The 19,027-nt window shown below is 72.6% G+C and carries 17 protein-coding genes; 9 read left to right on the top strand and 8 right to left on the bottom strand.

All coding sequences use genetic code 11. The annotated features are described in order from the left end of the window. Nucleotides 1-267: 267 nt before the first annotated feature. Entirely contained in the window at nt 268-858 is a 591-nt protein-coding gene (locus ACIP4Y_RS15875; protein WP_401393148.1) for a Uma2 family endonuclease, read from the bottom strand. A 537-nt stretch (nt 859-1,395) separates the two neighbouring features. Between ACIP4Y_RS15875 and ACIP4Y_RS15870 the strand changes: the two genes are divergently transcribed. Beyond that, entirely contained in the window at nt 1,396-2,058 is a 663-nt protein-coding gene (locus tag ACIP4Y_RS15870; protein WP_358642083.1) for an RNA polymerase sigma factor, read from the top strand. Then, complete coding sequence (locus ACIP4Y_RS15865) at nt 2,058-3,176, top strand: hypothetical protein (protein WP_401393145.1); 1,119 nt, start codon at nt 2,058-2,060, stop codon at nt 3,174-3,176. Before ACIP4Y_RS15870 ends, ACIP4Y_RS15865 begins: the two co-directional genes overlap by 1 nt. Nucleotides 3,177-3,385: 209 nt before the next feature. Here ACIP4Y_RS15865 and ACIP4Y_RS15860 read toward each other — a convergent pair whose 3' ends face one another. Beyond that, the gene (locus ACIP4Y_RS15860) at nt 3,386-4,222 is read right to left on the bottom strand and encodes a L,D-transpeptidase family protein (protein ID WP_358642087.1); all 837 of its coding nucleotides are present in this window, start codon (nt 4,220-4,222) and stop codon (nt 3,386-3,388) included. An 87-nt stretch (nt 4,223-4,309) separates the two neighbouring features. Between ACIP4Y_RS15860 and ACIP4Y_RS15855 the strand changes: the two genes are divergently transcribed. Together ACIP4Y_RS15855 and leuE are read left to right on the top strand one after the other, a co-directional pair. Next, complete coding sequence (locus ACIP4Y_RS15855; protein WP_401393141.1) at nt 4,310-5,902, top strand: methylmalonyl-CoA mutase; 1,593 nt, start codon at nt 4,310-4,312, stop codon at nt 5,900-5,902. Between the two features lie 59 nt (nt 5,903-5,961). After that, complete coding sequence (gene leuE, locus ACIP4Y_RS15850; protein ID WP_401393138.1) at nt 5,962-6,612, top strand: leucine efflux protein LeuE; 651 nt, start codon at nt 5,962-5,964, stop codon at nt 6,610-6,612. Here leuE and ACIP4Y_RS15845 read toward each other — a convergent pair. Next, a complete protein-coding gene (locus tag ACIP4Y_RS15845) occupies nt 6,609-7,985 on the bottom strand; it encodes an FAD-dependent monooxygenase (protein WP_401393135.1) in 1,377 nt (458 codons plus the stop codon). The genes leuE and ACIP4Y_RS15845 overlap by 4 nt on opposite strands. 71 nt (nt 7,986-8,056) lie before the next feature. Here ACIP4Y_RS15845 and ACIP4Y_RS15840 point away from each other — a divergent pair, with 71 nt between their 5' ends. Beyond that, nucleotides 8,057-8,707, top strand: coding sequence for a TetR/AcrR family transcriptional regulator C-terminal domain-containing protein (locus ACIP4Y_RS15840; RefSeq protein ID WP_401393132.1), 651 nt, complete (start codon nt 8,057-8,059; stop codon nt 8,705-8,707). Here the strand turns inward: ACIP4Y_RS15840 and ACIP4Y_RS15835 are convergent. Genes ACIP4Y_RS15835 through ACIP4Y_RS15825 form a run of 3 tightly spaced genes read right to left on the bottom strand, consistent with a single transcriptional unit; the run spans nt 8,700 to nt 12,182 of the window. Beyond that, on the bottom strand, nt 8,700-9,848 hold the full coding sequence (locus tag ACIP4Y_RS15835; protein ID WP_401393129.1) for an acyltransferase family protein: 1,149 nt from the start codon (nt 9,846-9,848) through the stop codon (nt 8,700-8,702). The genes ACIP4Y_RS15840 and ACIP4Y_RS15835 overlap by 8 nt on opposite strands. Before the next feature lie 25 nt (nt 9,849-9,873). Further along, the gene (locus ACIP4Y_RS15830) at nt 9,874-11,208 is read right to left on the bottom strand and encodes a polysialyltransferase family glycosyltransferase (protein WP_401393126.1); all 1,335 of its coding nucleotides are present in this window, start codon (nt 11,206-11,208) and stop codon (nt 9,874-9,876) included. Further along, nucleotides 11,205-12,182, bottom strand: a complete 978-nt coding sequence (locus tag ACIP4Y_RS15825) for a glycosyltransferase family 2 protein (protein ID WP_401393123.1) — start codon at nt 12,180-12,182, stop codon at nt 11,205-11,207. The genes ACIP4Y_RS15830 and ACIP4Y_RS15825 overlap by 4 nt, the downstream gene beginning before the upstream one ends. A gap of 198 nt (nt 12,183-12,380) precedes the next feature. Between ACIP4Y_RS15825 and ACIP4Y_RS15820 the strand changes: the two genes are divergently transcribed. From ACIP4Y_RS15820 to ACIP4Y_RS15805, 4 genes are read left to right on the top strand one after another with little or no spacing between them, the layout of a single operon-like run. Beyond that, complete coding sequence (locus ACIP4Y_RS15820; RefSeq protein ID WP_401393120.1) at nt 12,381-13,691, top strand: DUF6716 putative glycosyltransferase; 1,311 nt, start codon at nt 12,381-12,383, stop codon at nt 13,689-13,691. Between the two features lie 23 nt (nt 13,692-13,714). Continuing rightward, nucleotides 13,715-15,013 (top strand): cytidylyltransferase domain-containing protein, encoded by a 1,299-nt coding sequence (locus ACIP4Y_RS15815; protein ID WP_401393117.1) that lies wholly within the window; start codon nt 13,715-13,717, stop codon nt 15,011-15,013. A 12-nt stretch (nt 15,014-15,025) separates the two neighbouring features. Continuing rightward, nucleotides 15,026-15,964, top strand: coding sequence for an N-acetylneuraminate synthase family protein (locus ACIP4Y_RS15810; protein WP_401393114.1), 939 nt, complete (start codon nt 15,026-15,028; stop codon nt 15,962-15,964). Between the two features lie 35 nt (nt 15,965-15,999). Beyond that, on the top strand, nt 16,000-17,355 hold the full coding sequence (locus tag ACIP4Y_RS15805) for a hypothetical protein (protein WP_401393111.1): 1,356 nt from the start codon (nt 16,000-16,002) through the stop codon (nt 17,353-17,355). 13 nt (nt 17,356-17,368) lie between these two features. On the opposite strand, the gene ACIP4Y_RS15800 is transcribed toward ACIP4Y_RS15805, so the two are convergent. Both ACIP4Y_RS15800 and ACIP4Y_RS15795 read right to left on the bottom strand, forming a co-directional pair. Next, a complete protein-coding gene (locus tag ACIP4Y_RS15800; protein WP_358642110.1) occupies nt 17,369-17,578 on the bottom strand; it encodes a hypothetical protein in 210 nt (69 codons plus the stop codon). A 140-nt stretch (nt 17,579-17,718) separates the two neighbouring features. Then, entirely contained in the window at nt 17,719-18,660 is a 942-nt protein-coding gene (locus ACIP4Y_RS15795; RefSeq protein ID WP_401393108.1) for a DUF2637 domain-containing protein, read from the bottom strand. Nucleotides 18,661-19,027: the final 367 nt, after the last annotated feature.

The following is a 19,027-nucleotide window of genomic DNA, read 5'->3' as shown; positions in this document are numbered from 1 at the left end:
AAGCGGCCCGCTGGAGTCGCCCCTAGTCGGACAGGGGCGAGCGGATCATCGGGATCAACGCGCGGGACCGCACGGGACGGCTGTGCCAGCTCGCACGCAGGGTGACCGGCGTGGGCCAGGTCGACCGTGGCGCTGGCGCGGCCCGGTGCCGGACAGCGGCCTTGTCCGGCCGGCTGCTGCACCGCCGGGGGGCAGGCGGCCCGTTACCTTACCGGGGAGGACAACCCGCAGGTTCGGCGCAGCTGGGGAGTATCCGGTGGCCGTCGCTCAGGTTGCGGGCACGAGGGCGTTGAGATCGATGTCGAGCGGGAAAGGCACGGAGGTCTTCAGCCGGTCTCGGTAGATGCCGGTGGGTACGTAGGTGCTGGTCATGGTGTCGAGCTCGTAGGCGTGGACGGCGGGGGACCCGGTCTCGTCCTCGATGCGCCAGAAGTGGGTGATCTTGGCCTGGGCGTACTTGAAAGGTTTGAGGGACCGGTCGCGATCGGCTGATTCCTCCGAGACGACCTCGATGACGAGAGTGACGTCGCCGGGTGCGTACCAGGTGCGGTCGGGGTCGTATGCGGCGGTGGTGACCAGGATGTCGGGTTCGGGGCGGCTCTTGTTGTCGAGGCGTACCGTCATCTCGCGCTCGACCTCAAACCCCGTGGGGGCCGCCTGCCGTAGGGCGAAGGTCATGTTCTCCACGAGACGGGAGTGCCATGACCGCTGCGGCGCCATCCTGAAGATCAGGGCTCCGTCGATCAGCTCGGTATGCCGCGGTGCTTGGGGGAGGTGGTCGAGGTCGTCGGCTTCCCAGCCGCTGGGCCTGGGCGGGATCATCCAGTCGGGGAGCTCGGCGGTCACGGCTTCCTCCATGCACTGCAAAGGGAGCGGGCAGGGGCCTTGATCCCGGATCGGGGACGCGGACCTTGTACCTGGCGTCAGCGTAGTTGATGCCGCCACTCGGCGAGCGGCAGTCGCTGCGGTGGTGGCGGGCCCTGACGCCGCCACCGTCCGGGGATCGACTGAGGCACCACTCACCGGGCTGCGCCATGGCATCGTGCTGGATAGGATCACACGAGGCGTCTGGCCGGTTGGTGACGCGTTGGCCACTTTGGTCACCGATCGCGCACAACGTCCCAGGTCGGAGCCGTAAAGCCGAGGCAACGGCCGGGGCCGCCACCCCCCACAGGAGAGGCCCCGGCCGTCGCGCGGACGGGCCGCGCACGGCCCGTACTTTCCTCAGCGCCGTGCGTGCGGTTTCTGTCACACCCGGCCACCCCCGAATCTCACCCTGCGCACATCCGAACCCGGTCACGAGTTAGTTGCATCTTCTACGGACATGGACGAGCAGTGGTTTCACGCCGTAACGTGCCTTTCGCGCCGACCGAAGACAGGCGTAAAGGGAGTACGGTGCTGGGGGACGACGCGGAGCTGACCGCCGCGGTGTGTGCGGCACAGGACGGAGACGAGACCGCGTTCCGTACGGTGTACCGCGCGGTCCATCCCCGCCTGCTCGGATACGTCCGCACACTGGTCGGCGATCCGGACGCCGAGGACGTCGCGTCCGAGGCCTGGCTGCAGATCGCACGCGACCTGGACCGGTTCAGCGGCGACGCCGACCGGTTCCGCGGCTGGGCCGCCCGGATCGCCCGCAACCGCGCCCTGGACCACATACGCATGCGCGGCCGCCGCCCCGCCATAGGCGGCGACGAGACGGAGCTGACCGGCCGGGCCGCCGAGTCCGACACGGCCGGCGAGGCCATCGAGGCCCTGGCCACCGACAGCGCCCTCTCCCTGATCGCCCGGCTCCCGCAGGACCAGGCCGAGGCGGTCGTCCTGCGCGTGGTCGTCGGCCTGGACGCCAAGACCGCCGCCGAGACCCTCGGCAAACGCGCGGGTGCCGTCCGTACCGCCGCGCACCGCGGTCTGAAGCGGCTCGCGGAGCTGATCGGCGCCGATCCGGAATCGGCGGGCGGACTCGACGCGCTCCCGCCTCAGCGAGAACCGCGGCACCGCGCGGTGACGTCCGCAACTGTGACGCATACGCGTGCGCGGACGCAGAAGGACATGTGATGGCCGACGAGCAGTACAAGTGGCTGAACCGTGAGACGGCGGAACGCCTGCTGCGCGGTGAGTCGCTGGAAGCCGTCGACCCCTCCGCACGTGACCAGGCCGAACGCCTCTCCCGGGCGCTCGGCGCGCTGTCCGCGGAGGCGGCACCCGCGCCCGGCGAACTCCCCGGCGAGCAGGCCGCCCTGGCCGCGTTCCGCAAGGCCCGTGAGGCCGCCGAGGCGGAGCGCACGGCCGCCGCCCACACCGCCGCCGCCGCCCGCACCCCGGCACCCGGAACCGACGCCGGCCTGGTCCGCATCGGTGCCCCGACCCGTACCGGAATCCGCACCCCGCGCCCCCGCTGGGGCCGCCCGGTGCGCCTGGCGCTCGCCGCCGCCGCAGCCGTCGGCACACTCGGCGGGGTCGCCGTGGCCGCCGGCAGCGGGGTGCTGCCCACGCCGTTCGACAACGACCACCCCCGCCCCGCCGCCTCCGTCTCCGCCGGCACGACCGCCGGACAGCCGCTCGTCTCCGGCTCCGGGGCGGCCACCCCGGGCCTCGGCACGGGCACGCCGGAGGGCAGTCCGGACGGGCGGCGCGGCGGCACCGGCGACGAGGCCGCCGGGACGGACGACGGCACCGGCCGCACCACCGCGCCGGGTTCCGGAGCCCCCACGTCCGGCACCGGGCGGCTCGGCGCCGCCTCGGCCTGCCGGGCCCTGCGCGACGGCAGGGAACTGGACACCGGCCGCAAGCGCACGCTGGAGCACCTGGCGGGTGGCCCCGCCCGCGTCACCCAGTACTGCAAGGTCCTGCTGGCCACCGGCGACGCCGCCTCCGGCACCGCGAACGGCGGCACCACCGGCAACGGGCAGGACGAGGACAAGGGCAAGAACACGGACCAGGGCAAGGGCAACGACCAGGGAAAAGACAAGGACAAGGGCAAGGACGGGGACGGTGACGGGGACGGGGGCGGAGGGAAGGACCGGGACGGGCGCAAGGATGACCACGGCCCGGGCGGCGTCCGGCACCGCGGCGGCGCCGCCCCCGCTCCCTCCGCCTTCGCCCCGGCGCACCCCGGCGCACCGGGCAACGCCCCCGCGTCCCCGTCACCGTCCCCGACGTACACCGCGTTCTGACCCGAGGACACCCCGTCTGACCTGCGCTTTTCAACTCGCCGAAAAATTTTCGGCGCGAGGTGTGACGTTTCTGGAGCCCGCGGCGCAGTACTGAGTGAGCCGACTGGTCATCGGCCGTCGCACTGAGCCGGGGTTCCCCCCGTACCCACGGCTCGTGCACCTGGCGCGGGCGGGACACGTTCCCCCGGTCCCGCCCGCGCCCCGCATCCTCACCAGGAGACGACCACCTTGTCGCCCACCCGCACCTGAGCGAACAGCCGGGCGATCGCCGTCTCGTCCCGCACGTTCACGCATCCGTGCGAGCCGCCCGCGTACCCGCGCGCCGCGAAGTCGTACGAGTAGTGCACCGCCTGGCCACCGCTGAAGAACATCGCGTACGGCATCGGCGAGTCATAGAGGGTGGACACATGGTGCCGTGACTTCCAGTAGACGCGGAACACACCCTCGCGGGTGGGGGTGTACTGCGCGCCGAAGCGCACCGCCATCGTGGACAGGGTCCGCCCGTCCACCATCCAGCGCAGCGTCCGGCTGGTCTTGTCGATGCACAGCACCCGCCCGGTCAGACAGCGCGGGTCCGGCGCGGCGGCCGGCTGACCGCCCATCGGGTACAGCTCCCACGTGCCCGGCGGACGCGTCATCGCCACCAGCCGCTGCCAGGTGACGGCGTCCGTCGCGCCGGTCCGCGGCAGCCCGCGCTTGCCCTGGAAGCCCCTGACAGCCCGCTCGGTCAGCTCGCCGTACGACCCCGTCGGCCCGACGGGCAGCCAGCCCACCTGGCGCAGCCGCGCCTGGAGTTCCCGCACGCGGGGCCCGCTGTCCCCGCGTGACCACAGCACCCGCGGCGCGGGCGCGGCCGGCGTGACGGCCGGCCTCGTCGGCGTGGCGGCCGGTGCCGGCCGGGCGGGCCCGGCACTGCGGCCGCCCGGCACCTGGACCGGCAGGCCGCGCTTCCCGTCGGCGTCCGTGGGCTGCACGGTGCACCCGCAGAGCGCGGCGAGCACGGCGGCCGAGGCGAGCAGGACGGCAGGTCTCCCCGGGATCCTCATGCCCGGGATGCTTCCCCGCGTGACCCGCGCCGAACTACGGGGCATGGTGAGGAGTACCGGTGTACCGGTCGTACCGCGGAGGCAGCCATGGCACAGGAGTCGGCACGTCGGTCCGAGTCGGGCCTGCCGATCGAACCGGTGTACGGCCCGGCCGGCCTGGCCGGCTGGGACCCGGACCGCAAGCTGGGCGAACCGGGCACGTACCCGTTCACCCGCGGGGTGTACCCCACCATGTACACCGGCCGCCCCTGGACCATGCGCCAGTACGCCGGCTTCGGCACGGCGGCGGAGTCCAACGCCCGCTACCGGCAGCTGATCGCCCACGGCACCACCGGCCTGTCCGTCGCCTTCGACCTGCCCACCCAGATGGGCCACGACTCCGACGCGCCCCTCGCGCACGGCGAGGTCGGAAAGGTCGGCGTGGCCGTCGACTCGATCGAGGACATGCGGCTGCTGTTCGACGGCATCCCGCTGGACCAGGTCTCGACGTCCATGACGATCAACGCGCCCGCCGCTCTGCTCCTGCTGCTGTACCAGCTGGTGGCGGAGGAGCAGGGCGTGGCCGCCGACCGGCTGACGGGCACGATCCAGAACGACGTGCTGAAGGAGTACATCGCGCGCGGCACGTACATCTTCCCGCCGAAGCCCTCCCTGCGGCTGACCGCGGACATCTTCCGGTACTGCACCGCCGAGATCCCGAAGTGGAACACGATCTCGATCTCCGGCTACCACATGGCCGAGGCGGGCGCCTCCCCGGTGCAGGAGATCGCCTTCACCCTCGCCGACGGCATCGAGTACGTCCGCACGGCGATCGCGGCCGGCATGGACGTCGACGACTTCGCCCCGCGCCTGTCGTTCTTCTTCGTGGCCCGTACGACACTGCTGGAGGAGGTCGCCAAGTTCCGTGCCGCGCGCAGGATCTGGGCCCGGGTGATGAAGGAGGAGTTCGGCGCGAAGAACCCCAAGTCGCTGATGCTGCGCTTCCACACCCAGACGGCAGGGGTGCAACTCACGGCGCAGCAGCCGGAGGTGAACCTCGTCCGGGTCGCCGTGCAGGCCCTGGCCGCGGTGTTCGGCGGCACGCAGTCCCTGCACACCAACTCCTTCGACGAGGCGATCGCCCTGCCGACGGACAAGAGCGCGCGGCTGGCGCTGCGGACGCAGCAGGTGCTGGCGCACGAGACGGACGTGACGGCCACGGTGGACCCCTTCGCCGGTTCCTACGCGGTCGAGCGGCTGACGGACGAGGTGGAGGAGGCCGCCGTCGCCCTGATGCGGCGGGTGGCGGACCTCGGCGGGGCGGTGGCGGCGATCGAACAGGGTTTCCAGAAGGCCGAGATCGAGCGGAACGCGTACCGCATCGCGCAGGAGACGGACTGCGGGGAGCGGGTGGTCGTCGGGGTCAACCGCTTCCGGCTGGACGAGGAGGAGCCGTACGAGCCGCTCCGCGTGGACCCGGCGATCGAGGCCCGGCAGGCCGAGCGCCTCGCCCGGCTGCGGGCCGAGCGCGACCAGGGCGCGGTGACCGCGGCGCTGGACGCCTTGCGCAAGGCGGCGGAGGGGGAGGACAACGTCCTGTACCCGATGAAGGAGGCGCTGCGGGCGCGGGCGACGGTGGGCGAGGTGTGCGGGGCGCTCCGCGAGGTCTGGGGGAGTCATGTGCCGGCGGATGCGTTCTGAGCGGGGCGGTTCCGGACGGCGAAGACCGACTGTAGTGCCCCCGTGCGACACTCCCTGGCATGTTCGGCGTCATCGACCTCCCCACCTATCTCGCGGGCCTGACCCTGATCGTCCTGCTGCCCGGACCCAACTCGCTCTACGTCCTTTCCGTGGCCGCCCGCCGTGGCGTGCGGGCCGGGTACACCGCCGCCGCCGGGGTCTGGTGCGGGGACACCGTGTTGATGACGCTGTCCGCCGCCGGGGTCGCCTCGCTGCTCCAGGGGAAGGCGCTGCTGTTCGGGATCGTGAAGTACGCCGGGGCCGGATATCTGAGCTGGCTGGCGATCGGGATGCTGCGGGCCGCCTGGCAGATGTGGCGGACCCGGCGGGAGCCCTCCGCCGAGGAGGCCGCGGCCGCCCAGGGCGCCGATGAGCGGCCCTTCCGCCGTGCGCTCGTCGTCAGCCTCTTCAATCCCAAGGCGATCCTCTTCTTCGTCGCCTTCTTCGTGCAGTTCGTGGACCCCGGTTACGCCTACCCCGCCCTCTCCTTCGTCGTGCTCGGCGCGTTCGCCCAGCTCGCCAGCTGCCTCTATCTCAGCGCGCTGATATTCGGCGGCACGCGCCTGGCCGCCGCGTTCCGTCGCCGCAAGCGGCTGTCGGCCATGGCCACTTCGGCAGCGGGGGCGCTGTTCCTGGGGTTCGCGGTGAAGCTGTCGCTCATTGCGCCCTAGGTGGTCACGAAGGCTCCCGTTCGTTCCGCGTACTCCCGCAGGCCCTCCGTTGTCTCTCCCGCCCAGCCCACGTACCCGTCCGGGCGGATCAGGAAGACGCCCTCGCCGTACGACTCGGGGGCCGTGCGGAGCGAGCGGAGCCCCGGCGTCGTCGCTCCCAGGAGGGTCCAGTGGGGGCCCCGGAATGCGTCGAAGAGGCGGACGCCCGTCACCGTGCCGTCCGGGGCGCGGTCGCCTGCGCGGAGGCCCTCGGGCTCGCCTCGCGTGTCCACGCTGAGGGACGAGTCCCGGTAGTCCAGGCCGAGCTGCACCGTCGCCCTGCCCCGTCGTACCTCCCCGCGGTGGACCCCCGTCGTCAGGTCCAGCATGGCGGCGGCGTTCGCGCGGCGTTCCTCCTCGTAGGTGTCCAAGAGGGCCTCCGGTGCGGCGCCCCGGAGTACCGCGGCCAGCTTCCAGCCCAGGTTGTAGGCGTCCTGCACGCTGGTGTTCAGGCCCTGGCCGCCCGCCGGGGAGTGCACGTGGGCCGCGTCCCCGGCGAGGAGGACCCGGCCCGCCCGGAACCGGTCCGCCAGGGCGGCGCGCGGGCGGAAGCCGGAGGCCCAGCGCAGCTCCGTCACGTCCGCGGCGTCGAGGTGCGTGTACGTGGCGACCAGGGTGCGGATGCCGTCCAGGGACGGGTCGACCCGGGCGGACTCCGGCAGCCGCGCCTGCAGTTGGAAGTCGTCGGTGCCGGCGAGCGGGCACAGGGCGAGGCCGGTGCCGTCGGGCCCCGGGAACGTGTGCCAGTGGTCCCGGTCCAGCCCCGTCAGCCGTACGTCCGCCACCAGGAAGGGCACCGGGTCGACCGTCTCGCCGGTCATGCCGACGCCCAGGGCCCGCCGGACCGCCGAGCGTCCGCCGTCGGCCGCGACCGCGTACGCCGCGCGGAGGGTCGTACCGTCCGCGAAGACCACCGTCACACCGTCCGTGTCCTGCGTCAGGCCCGTCACCTCGCGGCCGAAGACGACCCGGCCTCCCAGCTCGGTCAGCCGCGCGTACAGCACCTCCTGGGTCCGCCACTGCGCGACCATCAGCGGCTCGGTGTACGGCGTGCCCTCGTCCGCCGGGATCTCCTCGAACATCGGCTGCGTGCCGAGCCGCTCGCCGTTCTGCCACAGCAGCCGGGGCGGGTAGGGGCCGCCGGCCGCCCGGATCGGGTCCAGGACGCCCAGGTCGGCGAAGACCTCCTGGGTGCGGGGCTGGATCCCCTTGCCCCGCGAGCCGGGGAAGAGCGCCTCCGACCGCTCCACCACCAGCGCCTGAACCCCGCGCCGCGCGAGATCGATGCCCAGTGTCAGACCCGTCGGGCCCGCGCCCACGATCACCACATCCATCGCCAGTCTCCTTAACGTCGTTAAGCTCCGTCGCCGACGAGCGTGCCCTTAACGGTGTTAAGCTGTCAAGCGTGAGTTCCGAGAAGCGCGCGCCCCTGGATCGCGCACGAGTCGCCGACACCGCGCTGCGGCTGCTGAACGAGGTCGGTCTCGACGGGCTGACCCTGCGCGCCATCGCCCGCGAGCTGGACGTCAAGGCGCCCGCCCTGTACTGGCACTTCAAGGACAAGCAGGCGCTGCTCGACGAGATGGCGACGGAGATGTACCGGCGGATGGTCGCCGGCACCACCCTCGACCCCGCCGACACCTGGCGGGAGCGGCTGTTGAGGACCCAGCGCGGGCTGCGGGCCGCGCTGCTCGGCTACCGCGACGGCGCCAAGGTGTTCAGCGGCTCACGCTTCACCGGCATCGACCACGCCTCGGAGATGGAGGCGAACCTGCGGGTGCTCACCGGCGCCGGGCTCAGCCTCGCGCAGGCGGTGGACGCGGGGCGCACGGCGCACGCGTACACCCTCGGCTTCGTCACCGAGGAGCAGGGCGTACGGCCCCTCCCGGGGGAGCGCCGGGAGGGGTACGACGTCGGGGAGCGCGCCCGGCGCATGGCCGGCTTCCCGCTCGCGGCCGAGGCCGGGGCGCTGCTCTTCGACGACTACGACCGGCAGTTCGAGGAGGGGCTGGCGCTGGTCGTCGCCGGCATCGGGGCGCGGTACGGGATCAGCTGAGGGCGGTCGTCCCCGGCGTACCGGCCTTCTTCAGCGCCCTCTTCAGCCGGGGGCCGAACGGTTTCTCCACGAATCGGTGGATCAGCCAGGCCAGCGCCAGCATGGCCGGCACGGTCACGGCGAGCGTCGGCCACGGGGGCAGGCCGAGCCCCCGGTGCAGCACCCGGATGACGAACCAGCCCAGGTGCTCGTGGACCAGGTAGAACGGGTACGTCAGCGCGCCGGCCGTGACCAGCCAGGACCAGGAGGCCCAGCGGGTCCAGCCCAGCGCCACGGCGGCGACGGCCCCGTAGGCGACGGTGACGACCAGGATGACGACGTACGGGTCGCGGTGCGGGTGCGGGCCCCACAGTCCGCGGGTGGCCTCGCTCTGGGCGAGCAGCCAGGACATCGCGACGATGCCCCACGCGAGCAGGTCACTGCCGAAGCGGTGGATCAGGTACAGCGCCAGACCGCCGACGAAGAAGGGCGCGTATTCGGGCATGACCACCTGGCGCAGCAGCTCGTTGCCGGACGACTGGCACAGGACGGCCGCCGGCGTCCAGACGCAGGCGAACAGCACGACCCGGCGGTAGGTGACCCCCCGCACCACGACGAACAGGGCGAACAGGACGTAGAAGCGCACCTCCACCCAGAGCGTCCAGCACACACCGAGGACCCGCGTGGCGCCCATCGGCTGCTGCAGCATGGTGAGGTTCACCAGGAACTCGTCCAGGCGGACCGGGCGGACGACGACCGGGAGCGCGAGGGACGCCGCCGTGACCAGGGCCAGCGCGACCCAGTACGCGGGATACAGGCGGGCGACCCGGGAGCGGAAGAAGTCGCCGAGGGTGCGGCCCCAACTGCTCATGCAGATCACGAAACCGCTGATGACGAAGAAGAACTGCACGCCGAGGTTGCCGTACACGGCTGCCCGGGACAGAGACGGGAAGAGGTGGTCCGGGCTCGCGTGCCAGGACGCGGAGACCGCGCCGCCGCGGCCGGTGTAGTGGTAGACGCAGACCATCAGCGCGGCGACGAGCCGCAGACCGTCCAGGGCGAGCAGGCGGCCCCGGCGCGGGGTCCGGGCGGCCGGGACTCCGGCCGCCCGGCCTATGAGGGGGTCAGGCGCCGGCGCGACGCCGGCGGGGGAAGCGGCCATGTGCGGTGTCCTTCCTGGTCCGTGGTCAACCGCGCGCGCCCCGGCGCAGGCTGCGCGCCTTGCGGGCCACCCGGCGGACCGTGGCGTTGCGCGGGATGAACGCCAGCTGGGCGGGCACCCCGCCGGGCAGCGCCAGCGAGGACAGGCGCCGGCGCTTGAAGTAGCGCACGGTGTGCTGGTCCAGGTGCCGCGCCAGCCAGGTCTCGGCCTGCGGACGCAGCCTCGGGTGGATCTTCGGCTGCATCGCGAAGCCCACCGTGCGGATCAGCGCGCCGAGCGCCTCGACGTCCATGCCCTGCCGCTGCTCGGTGACGGCCCGCTGGTCGGCCAGCTCGGGCAGCAGCGCGTCCACGATCGTCACCGGGATCCGGTTGCTGTTCTCGTAGGGCGTCAGCCGCTCCAGCAGCAGTTCGGTGCCCACCCGGGCGACCGGGAGGCCGTACAGGGCGGAGGCGGTGAGCAGGGCGGTGGAGAAGCAGCCGACGACCAGCGCGGGACGCATCCGCTGGTACAGCACCTCCGCGAGCACCGGCGTGGCCAGCACGGTCAGCTCGACCCCCAGCCGCTCCGCCTCCTGCTCCAGGGATCGGGTGAAGCCGGCCGGCGCGGACGGGTGCGGCTTGAACACCACCGTGGTGTGGCCGAGGGCGGCAGCGCCCCTCAGCATCCGCACATGCAGGTCCTCCTCCTGCTCGGCGGTGAGGATGTCCAGCGCGGACAGGTACTGGCCGAGCAGCAGAGCCGGCTCGTCCACCACCGGCAACTCCTCTCCCGGCGCAGCGAGTTCGGCGAGAACCTTGGTGAAGGCGGGCGTCGGCACCAGCTCGCCGGGCACCCCGAACTCGGTGAGCAGCAGCGGCCTCAGACCCGGCACCAGGTCCAGGTGCAGGACCCGGTCCACCCGGGTGCCGACCAACGGGTCGATCTTGTTGCGGGTGGGGCCGTAGCTCATCAGGCCGTCGGCGTAGACGGTGACCGGCGCGCCGGTGAAGATCTGCGCGAGCGCCAGCGAGGGGTTCACCTGGATCGACTCGACGGCCAGCTCGACGTCGTCGGTGCCGAGCTGCCACTCGTGGCGCAGGTACCGCTCCCACAGCGGCAGATCGTCCCCGCGCGGCGCCCAGCCGCCCGGGTGGAACGGGAAGATCGCCGCGTTGTACGACACCACGTCGTCGAACCGGTCCCGCAGCCGCTCGAAGCCCGGCACCGTGTCCAGCGCCGGCGAGGTCTCGGGCGTGGCCGCGTTGTTGCAGACCAGCAGGATCCGCCGGTCGGCCGGGCGGAAGCAGCCGGAGTCCAGGGCGGCGGCGAGCGTGGCCGTGCCGTACAGCGTCGACGCCTGGAAGATCTGGGTGGTCACGCGGCGGCTCCCGCGGGGGCGGGACGGCGGCGCAGCCGGCGCAGCCGGGTGGCGCGCTGGAGGTCCATGGAGTCCAGCGCCTCGTCCAGCACGTCCTGCGGCATGCGCCGCAGCGCGGCGGCGCTCAGGGATTTCAGTTTCCTCGCCACCGCCGGCTCGAACCTTTCGATGGATCCCAGGTGATGGGAGATGATCGCGCAATAGGTGCGGACGGCCTTCGGCAGCAGGACCCCGGCCTCCCGGTCCGCCGCGGTCTCCGCGACGACCTGGTCGAACGCCCGGATGAAGTCCAGCTGCCGCACATCGCCGATCTGGGTGAGGGACGACGCGACCCCGCGCCGGTAGAACACCCCGAGCAGGCTCACCGCGGCGAAGGACTCCGCCTCCCGGTGCAGCTTCCAGATCCACGGCCGGTCCTCGGCCGTGCGCAGCCCGTCGGTGAAGTGCAGCACCCCCTGGTCCACCAGCCGCCGGTGGTAGACGCCGGCCCACGCGTACGCGTAGTCCACCGAGGTGGACCGGTCGGCGGGCAGGATCGCCTCCCGCGGGTTCAGCACGGTGTTGCGCCGGCCCACCGGCACCCGGTGCACGCTGCGCGACCGGCCGGTGCACTGCACATGGTCGGTGCGCAGGAAGTCGCAGCCCAGCTGCTCGATCGCGGCGAGCAGCCGCGGGAGGTAGCCGGGGGCGAGCCAGTCGTCGCCGTCCAGGAACGTCAGGTACGTGCCGCGCGCCCGGTCGATACCGGTGTTGCGCGCGGTCGCCAGCCCTCCGTTCCGCTCGTGCCGGACCAGGACCGCACCCGGCAGCTCGCGCTCCGCACGCGCGAGAATCTCTGGCGTCCCGTCGCGGGAACAGTCGTCGACGAGAATGAATTCGAAGTCCTCACGCGCGTTCGACTTCAGGCTCCTGAGAGTGTCGGGCGCGTATTGCTGCACGTTGTAGAACGGCACGATGACGGAGAGCTTGACCACGTCAAGGACGTTAGGGCGTGGCCCGCCATTCGTCTTGACGGCCTGCTTGATGCCGGGTGAACGACACATGGCGAAGCCGTGAACCAGGCTGTTTCACAAGGCGATCGGGGCCCGATTCGCCATTCGGCGATGTGCTGTTAACCGTTTGTTGCGTTCAGGTTGGGCGGAACCTCGGAATCGCTTCCTAGCGTCTTCCGCGTGCCAGCAAGTGCAACGAATTCCCTGCGAGTTGCCGTCCTCGCCGACTCGGACACCCGGTGGAAGTGGGGCGCGCTCACCGCGCAGCGGCTCACTCCCACGGCTGCCGGGGTCCGGCTCGACGGCTACCTCCTGCGGGGACGCGCCACCCCCACCGCCCGCCAGCTGCGGGAGGTCGGCGTCCGGGCGGACTCCCTGCGCGAGGTCACCGGCGTCGAGTTCCTGCGCGCGGTGACCGAGGAGTCGTACGACGTCCTCGTCCTCGCCCTGGTCGGCGGCGGCGTCCAGGCGATGCTGCATGGGCTGCGCGCCGCCTGGGGCTCCGGGCCGCGTCCCGTGGTCGTCACCGGCTATGTCGGAGTCGTCTACGAGAAGCTCGCCGACGGGCTGCTGCTGCGGCACGGCGCGGACCTCGTCCTCGCCAACTCCCGGCACGACGCGGACCGGTTCCGGGCCGTGTACGAGGGCGTCGGCGCCGACGCCTCCGCGGTCACCGAGGTCGCACTGCCCTTCCTCGGCGGTGCGCCCTACACCGGCGGACACGAGCCCTACACCGTGGTGTTCGCGGCCCAGCCGTCGGTACCGGACAACCGCCGGGACCGCACCTACCTGCTGGGCCGGCTCATCGAGCACGCCCGCAAGCACCCCGAGCGCGAGGTGCTGCTCAAGCTGCGCTCCAAGCCCGGCGAGCACACCACCCACATCGAGGAACTGCCGTACCAGAAACTGGTCCAGAACCAGGACCTGCCGGCCAACTTCCGCCTGGTGTACGGGCACATGGGCGAGGTGCTGGACCGCACCGACCTGCTGGTCACGGTCAGCTCCACGGCCGCCCTGGAGGCCCTGCACCGCCGTGTCCCCACTGCGGTCCTCACCGACCTCGGGGTGCGCGAGGTGCTCGGCAACCACCACTTCACCGGTTCCGGCTGCCTCGCCTCCTGGGACCAGCTCGACGCCGGGCACCGGCCGGTGCCGGACGAGGAGTGGGTGGCCCGGCAGGGCGTGTCCGCCGACGGAACCTACGACACGGCGTTCGACAGCGCCCGCGAGCGCATCGCCCGGCTGCTCGGCCGGCCGGGCGGTCTGCCGCCCCTGAACCCCTACTACACACCCGAGACCGCGCCCGGCTATCTGCCCGGCATCCTCGCCCGCCACCACCTCGGCCCCGACGGCGTCCCGCTGCCCGGCGCGCCCGCCGCCGACAAGGCGCCCGGTCCCGTCCGGCAGATCGTGCGCCGGGCCGCGCGCGGCGCCTACCGGCACGGCGTCCAGCGGGTCGCCCCCGTGATCCGGCGGATGGGCGAGCTGTGACCTCACTCCAAGGAGTAGACCCCATGTCCCACTCGCAAGCGGGCCCGGGCGCCTCGGTCCGCCGGGTGCTCGCGGTGATTCCCGCGCGCGGCGGCTCCAAGGGCGTGCCCGCGAAGAACCTCGCCCCCGTGGGCGGTGTCCCGCTGGTGGCCCGCGCGGTGCGCGAGTGCCGGGCGGCCCGGCTGGTGACCGACGTCGTCGTCTCCACCGACGACCAGGCCATCGCCGCCGCCGCCCGGGAGGCCGGCGCCGAGGTCGTGCTGCGGCCCGCCGCCATCGCCGGGGACACCGCCACCTCCGAGGCCGCGGTCCTGCACGCCATGGACACCCACGAGACACTGCACGGCTCCGCCGTCGACGTGGTGCTGCTCGTGCAGTGCACCAGCCCCTTCGTCGTCCGCGAGGACATCGACGGTGTCGCGTCGGCGGTGATCGAAGAGGGTGCGGACACCGCGCTGACGGTCGCGCCCTTCCACGGTTTCGTCTGGCGGGAAGCGGCCGACGAACTCACCGCGCACGGCGTGCCGTCAGCCACCGGAGCGGTGACCGGCGGCGGCCACGCCGTTCCCGCGCCGACCGCCGGAGGCTACGGCGTCAACCACGACAAGTCCTACCGACCGCGCCGCCAGGACCGCCCCCAGGACTTCCTGGAGACCGGCGCCGCCTACGCGATGGACGCGGCCGGCTTCCGCGAGCACCGCCACCGCTTCTTCGGCCACACCGAGCTGGTCCGCACCGACCCGGCCCGGGTGCTGGAGATCGACGACCCGCACGACCTCGCGCGGGCCCGGGCCCTCGCGCCCCTCTTCGACGCGGACCGCCCCGGTTCGCTGCCGACCGCCGACGACGTGGACGCGGTCGTACTGGACTTCGACGGCACCCAGACCGACGACCGGGTGCTGATCGACTCCGACGGACGGGAGTTCGTCGCCGTGCACCGCGGCGACGGACTCGGCGTCGCGGCCCTCCGCAGGAGCGGCCTGAAGCTGCTGGTCCTGTCCACGGAACAGAACCCGGTCGTCGCCGCCCGCGCACGGAAGCTGCAGATCCCCGCGCTGCACGGCATCGACCGGAAAGACCTCGCGCTGAAGCAGTGGTGCGAGGAGCAGGGCATCGCGCCGGAGCGCGTGCTCTACGTCGGCAACGACGTCAACGACCTGCCGTGCTTCGCCCTCGTCGGCTGGCCCGTGGCGGTCGCGAGCGCTCACGACGTCGTACGCGGCGCCGCACGCGCGGTCACCACCGTCCCCGGCGGTGACGGCGCGATCCGAGAGATCGCCAGCTGGATCCTCGGCCCCTCTCTCGATTCCCTCCCCAAGTAAGGACACCCCCTGATGAGCACCAACTCCCGTCTGCGTACGTTCGGTTCGCGCGAGGTCGGCCCCGGCAGGCCCGTCTACATCTGCGGCGAGATCGGCATCAACCACAACGGTGAGCTGGAGAACGCCTTCAAGCTGATCGACGTGGCCGCCGAGGCCGGCTGCGACGCCGTCAAGTTCCAGAAGCGCACCCCCGAGATCTGCACCCCGCGCGACCAGTGGGACATCGAGCGCGACACCCCCTGGGGCCGGATGACGTACATCGACTACCGCCACCGGGTGGAGTTCGGGGAGGACGAGTACCGCCGGATCGACGAGTACTGCAAGGAGAAGGGGATCGCCTGGTTCGCCTCCCCGTGGGACACCGAGGCCGTCGCCTTCCTGGAGAAGTTCGACGTCCCCGCCCACAAGGTGGCGAGCGCCTCCCTGACCGACGACGAACTGCTGCGCGCCCTGCGCGCCACGGGCCGTACGGTCATCCTCTCCACCGGCATGTCCACCGCGCGGCAGATCCGGCACGCGGTCGAGGTCCTGGGCAGCGACAACATCCTGATGTGCCACGCGACCTCGACGTACCCGGCGAAGGCCGAGGAGCTGAACCTCCGCGTGATCAACACGCTGGAGAAGGAGTACCCGAACGTCCCGATCGGCTACTCCGGCCACGAGACGGGCCTGCAGACCACGCTGGCCGCGGTCGCGCTGGGCGCCACGTTCGTCGAGCGCCACATCACCCTCGACCGCGCCATGTGGGGCTCCGACCAGGCCGCGTCGGTGGAACCGCAGGGCCTCACGCGCCTGGTCCGCGACATCCGCACCATCGAGGCCTCCCTCGGCGACGGCGTCAAGAAGGTCTACGACTCCGAGCTGGGCCCGATGAAGAAGCTGCGCCGCGTCGCCGGCGTCGTCGCCGAGGCGGAGATCGCCGCGGCGGCGGGCGAGCCGGTCGCGGTGTGAATCCAGGTCACTGACGACGGGACGGTCGTACGCCGATGAGCCCCCGCGCCGGCCAGGCCGGCCACCCCGCCCGCACGCTCGCCTTCGTGGAGAGCCCGGTACAGCTGCTGAACGTACTGGAGTGGGCACACCTGCACGGCCTGCCCGACGCCACACCGGCCCACTCGGCCGCGCCGTCGGCCCCGCCCGTCCGAGGCCCGGCCGTCCCGCCGCCCGGGAACGACGCCGAACGGATCGCGTCGCCGGGCTTCGGCGGCGCCGGGCCGGACGTGCGGTCGGCCGTCCCGGGCGGCGCGGAGGGGGAGGTGCCGTTCGGCGCCGGCGACGCGGGGCCGGTCATGCCCTCCGTGCCCCTGCCGGCTCTGCCCACGCAGCCCCCGCCCGCCGTGCCCGCGCAGGTCCGGCGGTTGCCGGCCGGTGCGGCGGCCGGCGCGGAGCTGACCGTCGTCGTGCTCGCCCCGACCGACCCCATGACCCGGGGCCAGCTGCGGCGCATGGCCGACCTCGCCCGGGACGAGGGGTACCGGGTGCGCTGGGAGGAGGCACGGGGCGGTACGACCGCGCCCTTCCACACCATCGGCGGGCTGGCCGGCTCCCTGCGCCGGGCCGACCGGGTCGTCATGGGCGACCCGTTCTCCCGATACGTACAGCTCCTGCTGACCATCACCCGCGCCCGCGACCTGGTGGTCGTGGACGACGGCACGGCGACGATGGAGTTCGTCGCCCAGCTGGCCCGCGGCGAACGCCTGGTCCGCTGGCACCGCAAGGGCGGCCGGCCCGGCGCCCGGGACCTGCTCTTCGCGCCGGTGTCCTCCTCCGCCCGCCGCAGGCTGACGCCCAGCGCGCGCCGGCGGGTCGAGGTGTTCTCCTCCATGCCGGTGACGGAGACCCCGGAGGGCGTCACGGTCGCCGCGAACGACTTCGCCTGGACCCGGGCCCGCTTCGGGCCGCCGCGCCTCACCAACGGCGCGGACATGGTCGGCACCTCGCTGGTGGAGACGGGGGTGGTGGACGGCGACCGCTACCTGGAGGCCGTCCGCAACCTGGCCAAGGCCCACGGCGTCACCCGCTACTTCGCCCACCGCCGCGAGAGCACCGGGAAACTGCACCGCCTGGCGGGCGAGACCGGCCTGGAGATAGTCCGCCCGGACCTGCCCCTGGAGCTGATCGCCCGGCGCGGCCCCATCGGCCGTACGATCCTCAGCTTCCCCTCCACGGTCGTCCACACCCTCCCGCTGGCCCTGGCCGGCACGGGTGTCCGCGTCGCGGTCTGCGACATCGACCCCACCTGGCTCACCGACACGGCCTCCCCCCGAGCCCAGGGCTTCCTCTCCGGCGTGACCGGCACCGCCCGCGACGTCCACCGGCTGACGGCGGTCGCCCCGGCGTGACGGACGGCCCGGGCTAGATGTCGGGGGCGGACGAGGCGGTGTCGCAGCCGGCCGTGCAGACCCAGAGCCGGAACGGCAGTCCGCGGTAGCGCACCTCGCCCAGCACCCGGCCGCTCGGTCCCAGCGGGAGGCCGCAGACGGCACAGTCGATGCCCATCTGCTGGCGGGGCCGGAGCCGGGCGACATCGGGCAGGAGCGGGGGCGCCGAGACAAGGGTGTTCACGTGTCGCCCCCGACCGTCCGGCCCCGGGCGGGCCGGACGGCGGCTGCCTGAACCGGCGTACGGAAACTGCTCATCGATGTGGAACCTCCAGCTGTGCCAGGCGGAACCGGATTCCGGCCGAGTGACGCCGCCGTGAACGGTCAGGGACGGTCGCCGGGCCACCCGAAGCGACGCGGATGGTCGGAGAGCCGCTCATGGGCCGCCGGACCGCCGGCACCCGCCTTTGCCGCCGGCGTCGCGAAGCCCTCCCGTGGCAGGCTGCCGCTCGCGTACAGCGTGCCCTCCTGGGGCGCCGCCGCTTCCTCGGCGGCCGCCTTCTCGGAAGGCTGGGACCGGTGTCGGGGGAAGGTCCGCCGGGGCGGTCTGGTCAGGGTGACCTGGCGCACCACCTGCTGGAAGCTGGCCAGGGAGGCGAGGCTCGGCAGGGCGGCGGCCACCGTGTCCACGATGTTCTTCGGTGCCTGCGCCACACACAGCGCCATGGCGATGGCGGAGAACACCAGCAGCACGGACCAGGAGTGGAAGGCCCGGCGCTGGTGCAGCGCCGCGCGGAGGATGGACAGCGACGCCACCAGCCAGGGGCCGAACACCAGCAGCGGCCACCAGGAGACCACGCCGCTGTCCGTCCGGGCCGCCGCCACGAAGCGCAGCGGGTCGTACGCGATCAGGCCGCCGAAGATGCTCACGCCGGAAGCGATGACGGTCACGGCGGCGGCGATGAGGTAGCTGACGATCCGGATCCTGCCGGGACGCTGCCTCCGGCGGTCCTTGCGGTGGCCCCGTGGAGCCGCCTTCACCGGGGGCAGCTCCGCCGTGAGTTCCACCAGGGCTTCGCGGGGCGTCTTCGGCTCCGGATCCACGGGGTGGTCCTCGTTGCGCGCGCCCGGGATCCTCGCCTGCTGCTCCATGGTGTCCCGGAGCATGTAGGCCAGCTCTTCCGCAGGGTCCCAGCCCGAGTCCGGGGGGACCAGAGGATAGGAGAAATCCTCGGTGGGCGACCGGTGCCGCCCCCTGCCGCGGTGATAGTCGTCCGCATAGCCGGCGGGGAAATCCGGGTACGATCCCATTGTCTCGTGCTGCATGGGTGATGTCATTCCGCCGGTGAAAGACGGAACCAGGTGTCCGCGCCCACCCAGCGTTGGGAGATGTCACTCTCCAGTGAGTTCATTCTGTCCATGAATTCCTGGAGGATCTCCTCGGTCGCCTCCAGTGTGACAGGGAGGCCACCCCTCATCAGAACTCCTTTGGCGCTGTGCGTTTCGGCGGGCGCCGGCAGGTAGGTGTAAGAACCCAGTCGCACGGGTCGCCTGGCGGTCGAGTGGGACCGCTCCGCAACAGAATCGAGTACCTGACCCCTCAGAGCCTTCGTCATGCTGCAACTAACGGCACCATGCGGCGATGGGTGTGCGGCAAACGAGTGAAGAAAGTAGCCGGACAAACACCTTTTCC

Source organism: Streptomyces sp. NPDC088810, assembly GCF_044750305.1.
Lineage (GTDB): Bacteria > Actinomycetota > Actinomycetes > Streptomycetales > Streptomycetaceae > Streptomyces.
Note: the sequence above shows the minus strand (reverse complement) of the source record. Positions and strands in the feature narration are given on the sequence as shown.

Coding starts and splice junctions, on each gene's coding strand:
- ACIP4Y_RS15875 (WP_401393148.1), bottom strand. CDS start 858: ATGGAGGAAGCCGTGACCGCCGAGCTCCCCGACTGGATGATCCCGCCC.
- ACIP4Y_RS15865 (WP_401393145.1), top strand. CDS start 2,058: ATGGCCGACGAGCAGTACAAGTGGCTGAACCGTGAGACGGCGGAACGC.
- ACIP4Y_RS15860 (WP_358642087.1), bottom strand. CDS start 4,222: ATGAGGATCCCGGGGAGACCTGCCGTCCTGCTCGCCTCGGCCGCCGTG.
- ACIP4Y_RS15855 (WP_401393141.1), top strand. CDS start 4,310: ATGGCACAGGAGTCGGCACGTCGGTCCGAGTCGGGCCTGCCGATCGAA.
- leuE (WP_401393138.1), top strand. CDS start 5,962: ATGTTCGGCGTCATCGACCTCCCCACCTATCTCGCGGGCCTGACCCTG.
- ACIP4Y_RS15845 (WP_401393135.1), bottom strand. CDS start 7,985: ATGGATGTGGTGATCGTGGGCGCGGGCCCGACGGGTCTGACACTGGGC.
- ACIP4Y_RS15835 (WP_401393129.1), bottom strand. CDS start 9,848: ATGGCCGCTTCCCCCGCCGGCGTCGCGCCGGCGCCTGACCCCCTCATA.
- ACIP4Y_RS15815 (WP_401393117.1), top strand. CDS start 13,715: ATGTCCCACTCGCAAGCGGGCCCGGGCGCCTCGGTCCGCCGGGTGCTC.
- ACIP4Y_RS15810 (WP_401393114.1), top strand. CDS start 15,026: ATGAGCACCAACTCCCGTCTGCGTACGTTCGGTTCGCGCGAGGTCGGC.
- ACIP4Y_RS15805 (WP_401393111.1), top strand. CDS start 16,000: ATGAGCCCCCGCGCCGGCCAGGCCGGCCACCCCGCCCGCACGCTCGCC.
- ACIP4Y_RS15795 (WP_401393108.1), bottom strand. CDS start 18,660: ATGCAGCACGAGACAATGGGATCGTACCCGGATTTCCCCGCCGGCTAT.